Raw genomic sequence first — 16871 nt, 5'->3', positions numbered from 1 at the left:
GCCCTTCATCAACCAACTGGCGCAGCGTGCGCATGTCTTCCAGCGTGGTCTTGCCGCAAAACAGCAGCGGTATCTGCTCAAGCTTGCCTTTACGCACGGCCAACTGAATGTAGTTGTAAACCATGATAAAGCCCTTGAGGTAGGACAAGTCTTTGGTAAATGGCAGACCGTTGGGCACCGATCCGCGGAACACCCGACTGGCGTTGCCGTAGCTTTCCGCCATCTCGAAACCTTGCTCGCGGAAGAATTCGAAGATCTGCAGGAAGTCCGCGCCCTCCTCCACCATGTGAATGGCGCGGGTGCGATTAGTCAGTTTGCGCAAGCGACTCGGATAGGACGCGAACGTGATGATTTCCATCAGGATCGCCAGGCCTTCCTGCGTCACCGTCGACGATGGCGGCCCCTTGGACAGAAAGGTGCAAATCGGCTGGTTCAAGCCATTGAGCGTGGTACCGACATGCACCAGCCCTTCGTGTACTTCCAGGGCACGCACGTCGCGATCGTTGAACATCGCATCGGTGCGGATCTTGATGTAGTCGGCGCCGGCCGCCGCATCGGCGACGATTCCGTCGGACTCGAACACCCGAATGGTTTCTTCGGCCTCGCCAAACACCTTGTTCAATCGGGTTTGGAGCAGGTGCACGGCTTCCTTGGCCGTGAGGATTTTTGGCTCATCCTTGAGATCGCCACGGCCGTCAATGTTGTTCAAGTAATCGGAAAGCATCAACCCCAGATCGGCCAAGGTCGGGTCGCCGGCGTGAAATGCGTCGGACGCGGCACCGTACAGTTCCTGGGAAATCAGGCCGAAATCCTCGGTGCCGCGCGCTTCGAGCATGCGCACTACCATCCGGTATTCCTTGCACATGCGGCGCATGATCTGGCCGACCGGGTTGAACTGGCCGAGCTGACGGGTGATGTCGCGTTCGATGTTCTGGAATTCCAGTTTCACTTTGCTGGAATCGAACGACAGTGGCCGATTGAGGTAGTAATCGCGGTCAACGGCCGGCATTTCCTTGCCCTTGGCCTTGAGGAACCCTTGGCGGATGCTGTCGTCCCACTTGACCGCATCGAGGACGCGAATCGGCGTCTGCGCCAGCACAATGCGATCGGACAAAATGCGTATCGTCTGCTGGTAATCGTCCACCCGTAACTCCTGTAGTAAAACCGTTATGTGCTGGGTTTATTTGCTTTTGGCCAGGCGCTGATAGCGCACCGCTTCGACGAAGACATCGGAATTGGCCGGATCGTCGAGGTAGCTGAAGACCTGATCCATCGCGTTGTGGACCAAGACCCCGTCACCGTCGTCGGTCTGGAAGCTTTCGCCACTCAAGATTTCTTGTCCGCGGGCCTGGTTGATCTGCTCGACATCGAGGTTGTAGACCACCAGTTCTTTTTTGTCCGTGATCTCGAAACCGGCAATGGTGAAATGGCCGCCGAATCTGGCGGGGACTTTCGCCGACAGATACCAGCGGCTGCCATGACGCGAGACAGTGAAGGGATAGGCTTCACGTTCACCGGGTTGGGCCTTGAAGTAGCTGACGGCCTGATAGCGATTGTCGCCGATGCGCGTCAGCTCCAGGTTCACCGGCTCGCCCCAGGCGTTGGTACTGGTCCATTTGCCGARCAAACCTTTGGGCGCGGGTTCGCTGGCGGGCAGAGGCTCCTTGAAGGTCACCAGGCAGCCACTGAGCAGCAGGTACGACAAGGCAATCACCACGACGCGCCAGGCTTTCATTCAACACTCCCTATGAACACACGCAGTCTTCAACTGAATACTGCCCTCTGTGGGAGCGAGCCTGGTCGCAAAGGCGGAGTGTCAGGCAACAGAGATGTTGAATGTCAGACCGCATTCGCGAGCAGGCTCGCTCCCACAGGGGTGAAGCCTCACACCGACGCGAGTACCAAGTGCATGTAACGATTGAGGATACCGAGCATTTCTACTTCACCCGAAGGCTCGGCGTCGTTGAGCAGGCCCTGATATTCCATCCGTCCGATAATCGCCGTCAACACCTTGGCATCCTCTTGTGGCTCACGCGAACCCAATACCTCGAAAAGCTGGCGCGTACCTTGGAGAAGAATTTGCTGATGCGCACGCACCAACTCCGCCAGACGCGGGTTCAACAAAGCCTCCTGGCGGAAAGCCTGTTCCGCCATCAGGTGCTCGCGACGGCTGATCAGTTGGCGGTGAACATAGTCCGTCATCAAACGCGCAATATCGTCCGCCAGTTTCGAGCGCGCCTGCGGGCTGCCGTCGCCACTGATCACCATCTCGCGCAGCAGGCCTTCGTTGTTCACCCACAGCTTGGCCATGAACGCGGCACTGCGCTCCACGTATTGAGCGAAGGTATCGCTGAGCAAGTCATCGATGTCCTTGAAATAGTAGGTGGTCGCTGACAGCGGCACACCGGCCTCGGCCGCCACCGCACGGTGCCGCACAGCCCGCACACCATCGCGCACGACAATGCGCATCGCCGCATCGAGAATGACCTGTCGACGCTGCTCGCTGCCCTGCCGGCTGGCCTTTCGACCCTGGTACTGAACACTTTCAGCGACCGCGGTGGCGATACCCGCCGCACCTTCTTGAGCCAATGCATGATTCACGACAGGTCTTTCCTCTCAGATGAAAGCAACAAATTGATACGTTTGTACCAGACAGGCAATAAAAAGCCGCCTGAAAAGGCGGCTTTTTAATTGAAACACTTACGCTTGCGGCCGCATATGCGGGAACAGGATCACGTCGCGGATCGACGGGGAGTTGGTCAGCAGCATCACCAGGCGGTCGATACCGATACCTTCACCTGCGGTTGGCGGCATGCCGTACTCGAGCGCGCGAACGAAGTCGGCGTCGTAGTGCATGGCTTCGTCGTCACCTGCGTCCTTGTCGGCTACCTGCGCCATGAAGCGCTCGGCCTGGTCTTCCGCGTCGTTCAACTCGGAATAGGCATTGGCGATTTCACGGCCACCGATGAACAGCTCAAAACGGTCGGTGACGTTCGGGTTGTCATCGTTGCGACGGGCCAGTGGCGACACTTCGAACGGGTACTCGGTGATGAAGTGCGGCTGCTCAAGCTTGTGCTCGACCAGTTCTTCGAAAATCATCACCTGCAGCTTGCCCAGACCTTCGAAGCCCAGCACCTTGGCGCCGGCTTTCTTGGCGATGGCGCGAGCCTTGTCGACGTCTTGCAGGTCGGCAGCGGTCAGCTCAGGGTTGTACTTGAGGATCGAGTCGAACACCGACAGACGCACGAACGGTTCACCGAAGTGGAACACTTTGTCGCCGTAAGGCACGTCGGTGCTGCCCAGAACCAGCTGCGCCAGTTCACGGAACAGTTCTTCGGTCAGGTCCATGTTGTCTTCGTAGTCGGCGTACGCCTGGTAGAACTCCAACATGGTGAACTCAGGGTTGTGACGAGTCGAAACGCCCTCGTTACGGAAGTTGCGGTTGATCTCGAAGACTTTCTCGAAACCGCCAACAACGAGGCGCTTGAGGTACAACTCAGGCGCGATTCGCAGGAACATGCCCATGTCCAGCGCATTGTGGTGAGTCTCGAACGGCTTGGCCGCTGCGCCACCCGGGATGGTTTGCAGCATTGGCGTTTCGACTTCAAGGAAGTCACGCTGCATCAGAAAACTGCGGATGTGTGCGATGACTTGCGAACGCACGCGGAAGGTCTGACGCACGTCTTCGTTGACGATCAGGTCAACGTAGCGCTGGCGATAGCGCTGCTCGGTGTCGGTCAGGCCATGGTGCTTGTCCGGCAGCGGGCGCAGGGATTTGGTCAGCAGGCGTACGCTGGTCATTTCGACGTACAGATCGCCCTTGCCGGAACGCGCCAGGGTGCCTTCGGCGGCAATGATGTCGCCCATGTCCCAGGTTTTCACTGCGGCCAGGGTGTCTTCGGACAGGGTTTTACGGTTGACGTAAACCTGGATGCGACCGGTCATGTCCTGGATCACCATGAACGAGCCACGGTTGAGCATGATGCGACCGGCAACCTTGACCGGGATTGCAGCCTCTGCCAGCTCTTCCTTGGTCTTGTCCGCGTACTGTTTCTGCAGGTCATTGCAGTAGTTGTCGCGGCGGAAGTCGTTTGGGAAGGCATTGCCCTTGGCGCGCTCGGCAGCAAGCTTTTCCTTGCGCAGGGCGATCAGGGAGTTTTCTTCCTGTTGCAGGGCTTGCGGGTCGAGTTCTAGGTCGCTCATGTCTTTAAAAATTCCATCACAGGTTCGTTGCCCCCACCGAAGGCAGGGGACTTGAGGTCTTGACTGGCGGTTTACAGGCCTTGTTTCAGGCTCGCCACCAGGTATTCGTCGATGTCGCCGTCGAGCACCTTGTCGCAGTCGCTGCGTTCGATGTTAGTGCGCAAATCCTTGATTCGCGACGCATCGAGTACATACGAGCGGATCTGGTGACCCCAGCCGATGTCGGACTTGGTGTCTTCCAGGGCCTGGGACGCAGCGTTGCGTTTCTGCACTTCCTGCTCGTACAAGCGCGCCCGCAACATTTTCATCGCGGTGTCTTTGTTGGCGTGCTGGGAGCGTTCGTTCTGGCAACTGACCACGGTGTTGGACGGTACGTGGGTGATACGTACGGCCGAGTCGGTGGTGTTTACGTGCTGACCACCGGCACCCGAGGAGCGGTAGGTGTCGATGCGCAGGTCCGACGGGTTGATGTCGATTTCGATGTTGTCATCGATTTCCGGCGACACGAACACGGCCGAGAACGAGGTGTGACGACGGTTGCCGGAGTCGAACGGGCTCTTGCGCACCAGACGGTGCACGCCGATCTCGGTACGCAACCAGCCAAAGGCGTATTCGCCCTTGATGTGCACGGTCGCGCCCTTGATCCCGGCGACTTCACCGGCGGACAGTTCCATGATGGTCGCGTCGAAACCGCGTTTGTCAGCCCAGCGCAGGTACATGCGCAGCAGGATGTTGGCCCAGTCCTGAGCCTCGGTGCCACCGGAGCCGGCCTGGATATCCAGGTAGGCGTTGTTGGCATCCATTTCACCGCTGAACATGCGACGGAATTCGAGTTTTTCCAGCGACTCGCGCAGGCGCTCGACTTCGGCGGCGACGTCATCGACGGCGGCCTGGTCTTCTTCTTCTGCGGACATCAGCAGCAGGTCTTTGGCGTCGCTCAAGCCGGAATGCATCTCGTCGAGGGTTTCGACGATCTGCGCCAGCAAGGAGCGCTCGCGGCCCAGTTCCTGAGCGTACGACGGGTTGTTCCAGACAGACGGATCTTCAAGCTCGCGATTGACTTCGGTCAGACGCTCATGCTTTTGATCGTAGTCAAAGATACCCCCGAATAGTTTCGGAGCGCTCGGACAGGTCCTTGATACTGTTAAGGATCGGGTTGATTTCCATGGCGGGCAGCACTCGTTGGCGAACTTTTGAAAGCCGGCGAGTATAACGGCAAACAGCCTGAAACGGCAGTCCGCCTGGCGGCTTTAGGCACAACTTAAAAGCTGTGGCGAGGGTTCTTGCCCCCGTTCGGCTGCGAAGCAGTCGTGAAATCTCATTGCACGGTATGACTGAAAGAATGCTGGGGCCGCTTCGCGACCCAACGGGGGCAAGCCCCCTCGCCACAGTGTTTGAACCAGTCTTGGGAGCGTCAGTTAATCCAAAGGTTACTCAATTCCCACCTGATTACGCCCGTTGTGCTTCGCCCGGTACAGCCCCTTGTCCGCCGCCAAGATCAATTGCCGGCAGTTGCTGCCCGGTTGCGGGACCACTGTTGACAGGCCAATGCTGATGGTCAGGCTTGAGCCTTCGGTCGGGGCAATATGCGCAATCTTCAGCGCGGCCACGGTTTGGCGGAGTTTCTCCGCCACCAGACGTGCACCGCCCGGCGTGGTATTGGGCAGCACCAACGCAAATTCTTCGCCACCGTAACGGGCCGGAAGGTCGGATGGACGAGCGCCGGCGTCGCGGATCGCATCAGCCACCTTGCGCAGGGCTTCATCGCCCTCCAGATGGCCGAAACTGTCGTTGAAGGACTTGAAGTAATCGACGTCAATCATCAGCAGCGACAGTTGGCTCTGGTCACGTTGCGAACGTCGCCATTCCAGTTCCATGTACTCATCGAAATGCCGGCGGTTCGACAGCCCGGTCAGGCCATCGGAGTTCATCAGCCGTTGCAGCACCAGATTGGTGTCGAGCAGTTGCTGCTGACTGACCCGCAACGCACGGTACGCCGCATCACGCTGCAACAGCATCGTGTAGGAGCGCGAGTGATAGCGGATCCGCGCCACCAGTTCGATGTTGTCCGGCAGCTTCACCAGATAGTCATTGGCGCCGGCGGCAAACGCGGCGCTCTTGATCATCGGGTCTTCCTTGGTCGACAGGACAATGATCGGAATGTCCTTGGTCGCCGGATGATTGCGGTACTCGCGCACAAGGCTCAGGCCGTCCAGGCCTGGCATCACCAGATCCTGAAGGATCACCGTCGGCTTGATACGGATCGCCTGGGCGATGGCCTGGTGCGGGTCGGAGCAGAAGTGGAAGTCGATATTCTCTTCGTTCGACAACCCGCGACGCACCGCTTCGCCGATCATTGCCTGATCGTCCACCAACAACACCATGGCGGCGTTTTCGTTGGTTTTGAATTCGTCGAGCTGTAACTCATTCATGTGCGGTCACCTGAAGTACTACTTGGGCCAGGATTGCTGCCAATGGTGGTCATTTTGCAAAAATCTCCAGCAATCGTGGCGCTATCTTGTCCAGTGGACGAATTTCCTTGGCTGCGTCGATGGCCGCGGCCGCTTTGGGCATTCCATATACCGCACTGCTGTTCTGGTCCTGCGCAATGGTCAGGTAACCTTGTTGGCGCATGAGTTTAAGCCCCTGCGCGCCATCGCGTCCCATGCCTGTCAACAAGACCCCTACGGCATCACCGTTCCAGTAATTGGCCACACTCTCGAAAAACACATCGATCGAGGGCCGGTAGATTTCGTTGACCGGTTCGGCGGTGTAGGCCAGCGTGCCGTTTTTCAACAAACGAATATGGTGATTGGTGCCCGCCAACAACACCGAACCGGCCTGAGGCGTCTCACCCTCCACGGCCAGGCGTACGTTCAAGCCGCTGGAACTGCTGAGCCATTCGGCCATGCCGGCGGCGAACACCTGATCCACATGCTGTACCAGCACGATGGCCGCCGAATAATCTCGCGGCAAGCCCTTGAGCAGAATTTCCAGTGCTGCCGGCCCGCCTGCGGATGAACCGATGGCAATCAGGCGTTGGCGCGAGGCGGAGCTGCGCAGCGGGCTCGGCACCGATCGTTCCTGCTTACCCCGCTCGCCAATCAGCCAGCCAATATTCATGATCTTGCGCAACAGCGGCGCAGCCGCTTCCTGAGCATTACCGGCACCCAGCGCCGGGGTATCGACCACGTCCAGGGCGCCATGGCCCATGGCCTCGAACACCCGATGCACATTTTGCTGGCGATCCACGGTGACGATCACAATGGCACACGGCGTTTCGGCCATGATCCGGCGAGTGGCTTCAACCCCGTCCATCACTGGCATGATCAAATCCATCAGGATCAGGTCCGGCGTCTGTGCGGCACACTGTTTCACCGCTTCCTCGCCATTGCCGGCGACCCAGATGACCTGGTGCGCCGGTTCAAACGCCAGGGCGCGGCGTAAAGCCTCCACCGCCATGGGCATATCGTTGACGATGGCGATTTTCATCCCCGTGCTCCTCCAATGAGCTCAACCACGGCATCAAGCAATGCATCATCATGAAAACTGGCCTTGGCCAGATAATAGTCAGCCCCGGCGTCCAGCCCACGACGACGGTCCTCGTCACGATCCTTGTACGACACCACCATCACCGGCAGTGATTGCAGACGACTGTCACGGCGCAACAACGACACCAGTTCAATACCATCCATGCGCGGCATATCAATGTCGGTGATCAACAGATCGAAATCCTCGGAACGCAGGGCGTTCCAGCCATCCATACCGTCGACCGCCACCGCCACTTCATAACCGCGATTGAGCAGCAGCTTGCGCTGCAACTCGCGAACCGTCAGTGAGTCGTCAACCACCAGAATTCGCTTGCGCGCCGCTTCGACCACCTGATTACTGTGGCGGGCGATGCGCTCCAGGCGTCCGCTGTTGAGCAGTTTGTCCACCGAACGCAGCATGTCTTCGACGTCGACTATCAGCACCACCGAGCCGTCGTCGAGCAAGGCCCCGGCGGAAATGTCCTGCACCTTGCCCAGTCGTTCGTCCAGCGGCAATACGACTAACGTCCGCTCGCCGATAAAACGCTCGACCGCCACACCGTAAATCGCATCGCGCTCACGGATGACCACGACTTTCAGGGTTAGCTGACCGCTCTGGTTGACCGGGCGCTGTAACAGCTGACTGGCCGCCACCAGCCCGACATGCCGGCCTTCGTGCCAAAAATGYTGACGCCCTTCGACCTGTACGATGTCTGCCGGCTCCAGGTCGCACATGCGTTCGATGTGGGCCAGCGGAAATGCATAGGCCTCGTCACCGACTTCCACCACAAGGCTACGGACCACCGACAACGTCAGCGGCACTTCGAGGTGGAAACGACTGCCCTCGCCCGCCGTCTGCTCCAGCACCACCGCACCGCGCAATTCGCGGACCATGTGCTGAACCGCATCCAGCCCCACGCCGCGCCCGGACACTTCGGTGACCCTGTCGCGCAGGCTGAAACCCGGAAGAAACAAAAACGTCAGCAGCTCTTCTTCGCTCAGTTGAGCGGCGGTTTGCGCGGGGGACAGCTGGCGCTCGACGATGCTGCGGCGGACCTTTTCCAGATCCACGCCATGACCGTCGTCGCTCAACTCCAGCACCAGCAGACCCGCCTGATGGGAGGCACGCAGACGAATCAGGCCCTCCGCCGGTTTGCCGGCCAGCAACCGTTGTTCAGGGGATTCGATGCCGTGATCCACGGCATTGCGCAGCAAATGGGTCAGCGGTGCTTCGAGTTTTTCCAGGACTTCGCGGTCGACCTGGGTTTTCTCGCCCTCGATTTCCAGCCGAACCTGTTTGCCCAGGTCCCGACCCAGATCGCGGACCATGCGCACCTGCCCCGTCAGCACATCGGCAAACGGCCGCATCCGACAAGCCAGTGCAGTGTCGTACAACACCTGCGCCCGCTGACTGGCCTGCCAGGCAAATTCATCCAGCTCAGCGTTCTTCTCGATCAGCAGTTGCTGGGACTCCGCCAGCAAACGCCGAGCATCTTCGAGCGCTTCCTGCGCATCCAGACTCAAGGCGTGATCCTTGAGATGCACGTTGAGGTTTTCCAGCGCCCGCAGACCATTGTCTTGCGTGCGCTTAAGGCGCTGCATGGTCGCCAGGTGCGGCTTGAGGCGCTGGGTTTCCACCAGGGATTTGCTCGACAGGTCGAGCAGGCTGTTCAAGCGCTCGGCCGTCACGCGCAATACGCGCTCACCGTTTTCGATGGTGCGTTTAGCGTTGCGTGGCGGCTCGACCGGCGCAGCGAGAGGCGGCTCAATGACCGGGACTGGCAACTCGAATCGGGGCTGTTCCAGCTGAAGCTCGGCCATGACGGGCATGCTGATCGGCGCGACGGGGGCCAGCGGATCGAGCAACTGCTCCATCAACGCCACATAAGACTCGATCTCCACCGGCGTCAGTCTGTTGTTAGGCGTGGCGATGCGCATCAGCAGGTCGGTGCCTTGCAACAACGCATCGATGTGCTCAGGCCGCAGGTACAGGCGCCCTTCCTGAGCACTGACCAGACAGTCTTCCATCACGTGCGAGACGCTGACCCCGGCATCAACACCGACGATCCGCGCCGCCCCCTTGAGCGAGTGCGCCGCGCGCATGCAGGATTCGAGTTGATCGGCTTGGGTCGGGTCGCGTTCCAGTGCCAACAGGCCTGCGCTCAGGACCTGGGTCTGGGCCTCAGCTTCCAGGCTGAACAGCTCCAGCAACGAAGCGTCGCGCATTTGCTCGGGGGTCATGTGAGGCTCCGGGTCACGGCAGACAGCAGCTGTTCTTCGTCCAGCCAACGCAAGCTGCGACCTTTGAAGGGCAACACACCTCGGGTGTATTTGCCGCTGGCCTGGGTACCGGATTGAGAGGCGGCATCGAGAATCAGCTCATCGATGGCATGAATCCCGTCGACCTCGTCCACCGGCACCACCACCGGCCCACCATGGGCAGCGATGATCAACATGCGCGGCATGACCCGCGCGCCCGAAGCCACGCTATTGGTCGCATCAAGCCCAAGCAACTCCACCAGCGACAGGCACGCGACCAGCGCACCGCGCACATTCGCCACGCCGAGCAAGGCCCGGGAACGCTGGTGTGGCAAAGAGTGAATGGCTTGCAGCGGCGCCACTTCCACGAGGCTGCGAGTGGCCAGCCCCAGCCACTCTTCACCGAGCCGGAACATCAGCAGCGAACGGGTTTTTACCTCGGTGTCGACCGTTACCGAGTGTTGTACGCGGTCGTCCTGCTGCAAGGCGTAACGGTCAAGCAAGCGCGTGGCAGCGGCCGAATACACCGCACAGTTGCGGCAGTGAATGTGCTCGCTCAGTAGCGGGCAGGACTTGTCACCGTGGACACCGATGCGGTTCCAGCAATCGTCGATGTGCATGGCATCTTTGTGGATGACGCTAAAGCTGTCGGAGGCGTTCATCGATTACGCTCACTGTCAGCGCGCTCGCTGCGGGCGGCGCGGGCCTGCAATCGTCTGGCACCCGCTGCATCGCCCTGGGATTGCAGCAAGGCTGCCAGATGCATCAACGCGTCGGGATGTTGCGGTTCAAGGTACAACGCCTTGCGATAAAAACCTTGGGCTTCGAAGGCGTTTGAGCTGACATCGCTGAGCAATCCCAGCCAATAAAACACCTGCGCTACCGGGTCGTGGCTGCGCAAATATTGTTCGCAGGCGGCGCGGGCTTCAACACTTTTTCCTTCGTTGGCCAGCACGGCGATGTTCGCCAACAACGCGGCAGCGTCCGAGGCTTTCGCCATGTCGGGTAGCGGTGTAACCGCAGCGAATGGTCGAATGCGCACGGGTGGAGGTGGCGCACTGCGCGCGGGTTGATGCACCGGCAACGGTGCCGGCACGAACACGGGAAACGGTTCAGGCTCCGGGACGCTCTGACGGCTGAACGCAAACGACTGCGCAATGCCAATCGAGCGCATCCCCAAACGCCCCAGCAAACTGCCTTCGGCAGGGCCAATAAACAGCACGCCGTCGACATGGGTCAGGCGCTTGAGCACCTCGAACACCTGCCGCTGGGTCGGCTGATCGAAATAGATCAGCAGGTTACGGCAGAACACAAAATCATACGCCGGCACGCCGGCCAGTAACGCCGGATCAAGCAGATTACCGACTTGCAAACGCACCTGTTCAAGCACGCGATCACTGAGTCGATAGGCTTCGCCTTCGGCGTTGAAATGCCGCTCACGAAAGGCGATGTCCTGACCGCGAAACGAGTTTTTGCCGTACAGCGCACGCCGGGCTTTTTCTACCGACAGCGGGCTGACGTCCATGCCTTCCACCTTGAATTGATGCGGCTTGAGCCCGGCATCGAGCAAGGCCATGGCAATGGAATACGGTTCTTCACCGGTTGAACACGGCAAGCTGAGAATCCGCAGCGCGCGCATGTTGTTGATCTCGGCCAGTCGCCTGGTGGCCAGTTTCGCCAGGGTCGCGAACGATTCCGGGTACCGGAAAAACCAGGTTTCGGGCACGATCACTCCTTCGATCAGCGCCTGCTGCTCATCCTGCGAACCTTGCAGCGTCTGCCAATACTCATCGGCCGTCAGCGAATTGGACGCGAGGCTGCGCTGGCGCACGGCGCGCTCGATGATTGCCGGTCCCACCGACATCACGTCGAGGCCGATGCGCTCCTTGAGGAAATCGAAAAACCGCTGATCACTGCTCATGCCGGCTCCTCAAGCAGCGCCGGATCGAAAGGCGGCGACGGAAACAACAGCGCGCGAACGTGCTCATCGAGCAAATCGGCGACCCGCACCCATTGCAGCAGCCCCTGCGCATCTTCGCGCACCGGCCCCAGGTACGGCGCCTGACGATTGTCGAGGCCGTACGGCTGAAACTCCGCCGGGTTGCAGCGCAAGGTGTCAGTCGCCTGTTCAAGAATCAGCCCGAGCCATTGCGTTGGAGTCGTTTCATCCGGGCGGTAATTGACCAGCACCAGCCGCGTGCTGGTGCGGGCCTGGGCCGGTTGGCCGAAGGTCAGCGCACTGAGGTCGATCACCGGCACCACCGCGCCACGATAAGCAAAAACCCCGGCAACCCAGTGTGGCGCTTTGGCAATCGGCTTCAACGGCAGACGCGGCAGCACTTCCGCGACCTCGGTGGCCTGCAAGGCAAAGCGTTCGCTGCCGATGCGGAACACCAGAAACAACGATTGCCTGACCGGCACCACGGCGCCGCGTTTGGCCGCAAGTTCGCTCATCAGACTTTGAATCGCGAAACGCCGCTACGCAGCCCGACGGCCACCTGGCTCAGCTCATCGATGGCGAAACTGGCCTGGCGCAACGACTCGACCGTCTGGCTGCTGGCATCGCCCAATTGCACCAGCGCGTGGTTGATCTGTTCAGCACCGGTGGCTTGTGCCTGCATGCCTTCGTTGACCATCAACACCCGAGGCGCCAACGCCTGAACCTGGTGGATGATTTGTGACAATTGCTCGCCGACCTGCTGCACTTCGGACATGCCACGGCGCACTTCTTCGGAGAACTTGTCCATGCCCATGACTCCGGCGGATACCGCCGATTGGATCTCGCGCACCATTTGCTCGATGTCGTAAGTGGCCACGGCAGTCTGGTCCGCCAGACGTCGCACTTCAGTGGCAACCACGGCAAATCCACGCCCGTATTCACCGGCCTTCTCGGCCTCGATGGCGGCGTTCAGCGACAGCAGGTTGGTCTGGTCGGCGACTTTGACGATGGTCACCACCACCTGATTGATGTTGCCGGCCTTCTCGTTGAGGATCGCCAGCTTGGCGTTAACCAGATCGGCCGCGCCCATTACCGAGTGCATGGTCTCTTCCATGCGCGCCAGGCCTTGCTGCCCGGAACCGGCCAGCACCGAGGCCTGATCGGCGGCGGTGGACACTTCGGTCATGGTCCGCACCAGATCACGGGAGGTCGCGGCAATTTCCCGGGACGTCGCGCCGATTTCGGTGGTGGTGGCGGCGGTTTCGGTGGCGGTGGCTTGTTGCTGCTTGGACGTGGCGGCGATTTCGGTGACCGATGTGGTCACCTGCACCGACGAGCGCTGGGCCTGGGAAACCAGAGAGGTCAGCTCGGTCATCATGTCGTTGAAGCCGGTTTCCACAGCGCCGAATTCGTCTTTGCGCTCCAGGTTCAAACGACCGCTGAGGTCGCCGGTGCGCATAGTTTCGAGGATCCTCACGATACGGTTCATCGGCGCCATGATCGCGCGCATCAACAACAGGCCGCAAAGCGCGGCAGCCAGTACGGCGATCAACAAGGAAACGCCCATGACTATTTTTGCGGTGAAGACGGCGTCATCGATGGCTGCGACGTCCTGGTCTGCCACCGATTTGTTGTGGCGCAAAATGTCAGTGAGTTTCGTCCGGCCCGCGGTCCAGGTCGGGGTCAGCTCTTCATTGAACATCTTGATCGCTTCGGCGCCCTGGTTGCGTTTATACAACTCGATCACGGCCGACAGCGTCCGGTGGTAATCCTCATGAAGTTTTTCGAACGCGGCGTACTCGACTTTGTCTTGATCGGTTGTGACCGTCTCGCGATAGAGCTCCATTTGCTCCTGCAGGCGCGTGGCATAGCCCTTGAATTCCGAGACATCCTCAGCATTCAGGCCCTGCCCTTGCTCCAGGCCAAGCATGCCCAGCATCCGTAGATAACTTTCGGACCAGGCACTGCGAACCATCGAACTGTAATACAACCCGGGAAGCGCATCTTCGCGAACACTGGCTTCGCTGGACTCGATCTTCAACAGCCGTGAATAAGAGACGACGACCATCAACAGCATGATGGCGATGATTACCGCAAAACTCGCCAAGATGCGTTGGCGCAACGTCCAATTCTTCACAGTCAGTCCTCGGGGGGCTCAAATGCTGGGGAGTATAGCCGAGGGCGGTGTTTCATTTATAAGACTATTGCTGGTGGAGAATCGGAAGAAACGGAACGTCGAATGACAATGAATTTTATGGCTTTGCTGAAAATCCCATCGCGAGCAGGCTCGCTCCCACTGGGTCTACATAGAAGCCTGACGCACCTGTTTCTCCAGTTCGGCCTTCAATCCCGGCTCCAGCCTCAACTGTCGCGCCAGTTCATCGAGGTAGGACTTCTCCATGAAGTTCTGCTCATCCACCAGCATCACGCTGGCGATGTACATTTCRGCGGCCATTTCCAGTGTGCTGGCGGCGCGGGCAACTTCCGCCGGGTCCAGTGGCTTGCTGAGTTCAGCATGCAACCATCGGTGCAATTCCTGATCATTGTCGAGTTTGATGAATTCGCCTTCTATCAATGCACGCTCGCGCTCATCCACGTGGCCATCGGCTTTCGCTGCAGCGACCAATGCCCTGAGAATCGCCTGGCTGTGCAGTTCGACTTGCGCCGGGGGCAAGCGGTCGAGAGTTTGCGGTTCAGTGTTCGGGGTGGCGCCCTGCTGTGTCTGCCAGTTGCCATAGGCTTTATAGGCAACCACCCCCAATGCCGCCAGACCGCCGTAAATGGCGACTTTTCCGCCGACGCTGCGGGCCTTTTTGCTACCCAGCAGTAGCCCCATGGCGCCCGCCGCCAACGCACCGCCGCTCGCGCCCGAAAGCAAACTGCCGAGGCCACCGCTGGATGCCTTGTTCTGATGACCACCGGCTTTGTTCTTTAGCAGATCCTGGCCGGACTTGAGCAGTTGATCGAGCAAACCACGGGTATTCATTTTGCCGCCTCCACGAAAGGGATAACCGGCCACCAGCCTAGATCGAAAGCGCGCGGATTCTCTCGGCGAGAGTGCTTCCAAATGTTGCTCATCTCTTGTAATGCCCAGGCACCCATCGATTAAACCGATATACACTCAAGTGAATCTATAAAAACCGCCCACCGGGTACTGTCCCATGATGACCCTGCGTCAGATTCGTCATTTCATCGCCGTGGCCGAGACCGGCTCGATCTCCGCTGCGGCGCAAACCGCGTTCATTTCCCAATCGACCCTGACCTTGGCAATCCAGCAACTGGAGCAGGAAATCGGCGTCGGCCTGTTCAACCGTCACGCCAAGGGCATGACGCTGACTCACCAAGGGCATCAATTCTTGCGCCAGGCGCACCTGATTCTGGCCACTGTGGACAACGCCAAGCGCAGCCTGCAACAGAGCACCGATCAGGTGGCCGGCCAGTTGATCATCGGTGTGACCAGCCTCGTTGCCGGTTACTACCTCGCCGATTTGCTCACCCGTTTCCAGCGCGCCTATCCTAATGTCGAGATCCGGGTGATGGAGGATGAACGCCCCTATATCGAGCATTTGCTGGTCAGTGGCGAGATCGATGTCGGCGTGCTGATCTTGTCCAACCTCGAAGACCGTCACGCCCTGCAAACCGAAGTCCTGACCCACTCACCCCATCGATTGTGGCTGCCGGCCCAGCACCCCCTGCTGGAGCACGACAGCATCAACCTCGCCGACGTGGCGCGCGAACCGTTGATTCAGCTGAAAGTCGACGAAATGGACCGCAACGCTCAACGCATGTGGTCTGCGGCATCACTGCAACCGCGCATCACCCTCAGAACATCTTCGACAGAGGCAGTACGAAGTCTGGTGGCCGCCGGTTTGGGCGTGTCGATCCAGCCCGACATGACCTATCGCCCGTGGTCTTTGGAGGGCGACATCATCGAAGCACGGCCCATCGCCGACCTGAGCCAGACCCTCGACGTCGGCCTCGCCTGGCGCCGTGGCACCGCGCGCCCGGCGTTGGTGGATCCGTTTCTGACCGTCGCCCGCGAACAACCTCACGGCGGGCGCAAGCCATCTATTTAATCGAACGCCACCTTCAGTATTTAGAATTTGTCGACCTCGGGCTCGCGCACTAGTCTTGATGCATCTATATAAGACGGCCGGACCCCAGTCACAGGGAGCAGCATGGCCATACAAGAAAAGAGAACCCGCAAAATGGCTGGCGCGCAGACTCCGTTGTTTACCGCGTTATTGATCGATGGCGAATTGGTCGCAGGCCAGGGTTTTGTCGAACCGATCCTCAACCCCGCCACCGGGGAAGTGCTGACGCACATCGCCGAGGCCAGCACCGAGCAAGTCGAAGCCGCCATTCTCGCCGCCCACCGCGCCTTTGCCGGTTGGTCGCGGACCACACCGCAGCAACGCTCAACCCTGCTGCTGGACATCGCCAACGCCATCGAAAAACAAGCCGACCTCCTCGCCCGCCTCGAATCGCTGAACTGCGGCAAGCCGTTGCACCTTGCCCGACAGGACGATTTGAGCGCGACTGTTGATGTGTTCCGCTTCTTTGCCGGCGCCGTGCGTTGCCAGACGGGCCAGCTCAGCGGCGAATACCTGCCGGGCTACACCAGCATGGTCCGTCGAGACCCTATCGGGGTCGTCGCGTCCATCGCACCGTGGAATTACCCGATCATGATGGCAGCGTGGAAAATTGCCCCGGCCCTCGCCGCCGGCAATACGCTGGTGTTCAAGCCGTCCGAACACACACCGCTGTCGATCCTGGCCCTGGCCCCTGCGCTGGCCGAGATCCTGCCGCGCGGCGTGATCAACATCGTCTGCGGCGGCGGTGAAGGCGTCGGCAGCCATTTGGTCAGTCATCCTAAAGTGCGCATGGTGTCGTTGACCGGCGATATCGTCACCGGGCAAAAAATCCTTCAGGCCGCCGCC

At 59.8% G+C, this 16871-nt stretch carries 15 protein-coding genes; 2 read left to right on the top strand and 13 right to left on the bottom strand.

Features of this window, described 5'->3' with window-relative positions; genetic code table 11:
• From AC1DRJ_RS08660 to AC1DRJ_RS08600, 13 genes are all read right to left on the bottom strand, one after another.
• Positions 1-1144: flavohemoglobin expression-modulating QEGLA motif protein (locus tag AC1DRJ_RS08660; protein ID WP_477801762.1), on the bottom strand; the 1144-nt coding region annotated here is incomplete at its 3' end.
• A gap of 36 nt (positions 1145-1180) precedes the next feature.
• On the bottom strand, positions 1181-1735 hold the full coding sequence (locus AC1DRJ_RS08655) for a hypothetical protein (RefSeq protein ID WP_477801761.1): 555 nt from the start codon (positions 1733-1735) through the stop codon (positions 1181-1183).
• Positions 1736-1884: 149 nt separating this feature from the next.
• Positions 1885-2601: a TetR/AcrR family transcriptional regulator gene (locus AC1DRJ_RS08650; RefSeq protein WP_477801760.1), complete on the bottom strand. Its 717-nt coding sequence runs from the start codon at positions 2599-2601 to the stop codon at positions 1885-1887.
• Positions 2602-2700: 99 nt separating this feature from the next.
• Entirely contained in the window at positions 2701-4203 is a 1503-nt protein-coding gene (gene lysS, locus AC1DRJ_RS08645) for a lysine--tRNA ligase (protein WP_477789332.1), read from the bottom strand.
• Positions 4204-4274: 71 nt separating this feature from the next.
• Positions 4275-5370 (bottom strand): peptide chain release factor 2 gene (prfB, locus tag AC1DRJ_RS08640; protein WP_477801759.1). Its coding sequence is split into 2 segments (ribosomal slippage): positions 4275-5297 and positions 5299-5370, totalling 1095 coding nucleotides; the frame shifts between segments, so codons are not numbered across the junction.
• 263 nt (positions 5371-5633) lie between these two features.
• Positions 5634-6635: a diguanylate cyclase domain-containing protein gene (locus AC1DRJ_RS08635; RefSeq protein ID WP_477801758.1), complete on the bottom strand. Its 1002-nt coding sequence runs from the start codon at positions 6633-6635 to the stop codon at positions 5634-5636.
• 49 nt (positions 6636-6684) lie between these two features.
• Positions 6685-7695: a chemotaxis-specific protein-glutamate methyltransferase CheB gene (gene cheB / locus AC1DRJ_RS08630; RefSeq protein WP_477801757.1), complete on the bottom strand. Its 1011-nt coding sequence runs from the start codon at positions 7693-7695 to the stop codon at positions 6685-6687.
• The gene (locus tag AC1DRJ_RS08625; protein WP_477801756.1) at positions 7692-9974 is read right to left on the bottom strand and encodes a response regulator; all 2283 of its coding nucleotides are present in this window, start codon (positions 9972-9974) and stop codon (positions 7692-7694) included. The genes cheB and AC1DRJ_RS08625 overlap by 4 nt, the downstream gene beginning before the upstream one ends.
• Positions 9971-10654, bottom strand: coding sequence for a chemotaxis protein CheW (locus AC1DRJ_RS08620; RefSeq protein ID WP_477801755.1), 684 nt, complete (start codon positions 10652-10654; stop codon positions 9971-9973). The genes AC1DRJ_RS08625 and AC1DRJ_RS08620 overlap by 4 nt, the downstream gene beginning before the upstream one ends.
• The gene (locus AC1DRJ_RS08615) at positions 10651-11913 is read right to left on the bottom strand and encodes a CheR family methyltransferase (RefSeq protein WP_477801754.1); all 1263 of its coding nucleotides are present in this window, start codon (positions 11911-11913) and stop codon (positions 10651-10653) included. The genes AC1DRJ_RS08620 and AC1DRJ_RS08615 overlap by 4 nt, the downstream gene beginning before the upstream one ends.
• Entirely contained in the window at positions 11910-12446 is a 537-nt protein-coding gene (locus AC1DRJ_RS08610) for a chemotaxis protein CheW (RefSeq protein ID WP_477801753.1), read from the bottom strand. Before AC1DRJ_RS08610 ends, AC1DRJ_RS08615 begins: the two co-directional genes overlap by 4 nt.
• Complete coding sequence (locus AC1DRJ_RS08605) at positions 12446-14068, bottom strand: methyl-accepting chemotaxis protein (RefSeq protein ID WP_477801752.1); 1623 nt, start codon at positions 14066-14068, stop codon at positions 12446-12448. Before AC1DRJ_RS08605 ends, AC1DRJ_RS08610 begins: the two co-directional genes overlap by 1 nt.
• Before the next feature lie 165 nt (positions 14069-14233).
• Positions 14234-14917 carry a tellurite resistance TerB family protein gene (locus tag AC1DRJ_RS08600; RefSeq protein WP_477801751.1) on the bottom strand — a complete coding sequence of 228 codons (684 nt, stop codon included), beginning with the start codon at positions 14915-14917 and terminating at the stop codon, positions 14234-14236.
• Positions 14918-15092: 175 nt separating this feature from the next.
• Here AC1DRJ_RS08600 and AC1DRJ_RS08595 point away from each other — a divergent pair, with 175 nt between their 5' ends.
• Together AC1DRJ_RS08595 and AC1DRJ_RS08590 are read left to right on the top strand one after the other, a co-directional pair.
• Entirely contained in the window at positions 15093-16007 is a 915-nt protein-coding gene (locus AC1DRJ_RS08595; protein WP_477801750.1) for a LysR family transcriptional regulator, read from the top strand.
• Between the two features lie 102 nt (positions 16008-16109).
• On the top strand, positions 16110-16871 hold a 762-nt coding region (locus AC1DRJ_RS08590), incomplete at its 3' end, for an aldehyde dehydrogenase family protein (RefSeq protein WP_477801749.1).

It is taken from the genome of Pseudomonas sp. P5_B2, from assembly GCF_056400445.1.
Note: the sequence above shows the minus strand (reverse complement) of the source record. Positions and strands in the feature narration are given on the sequence as shown.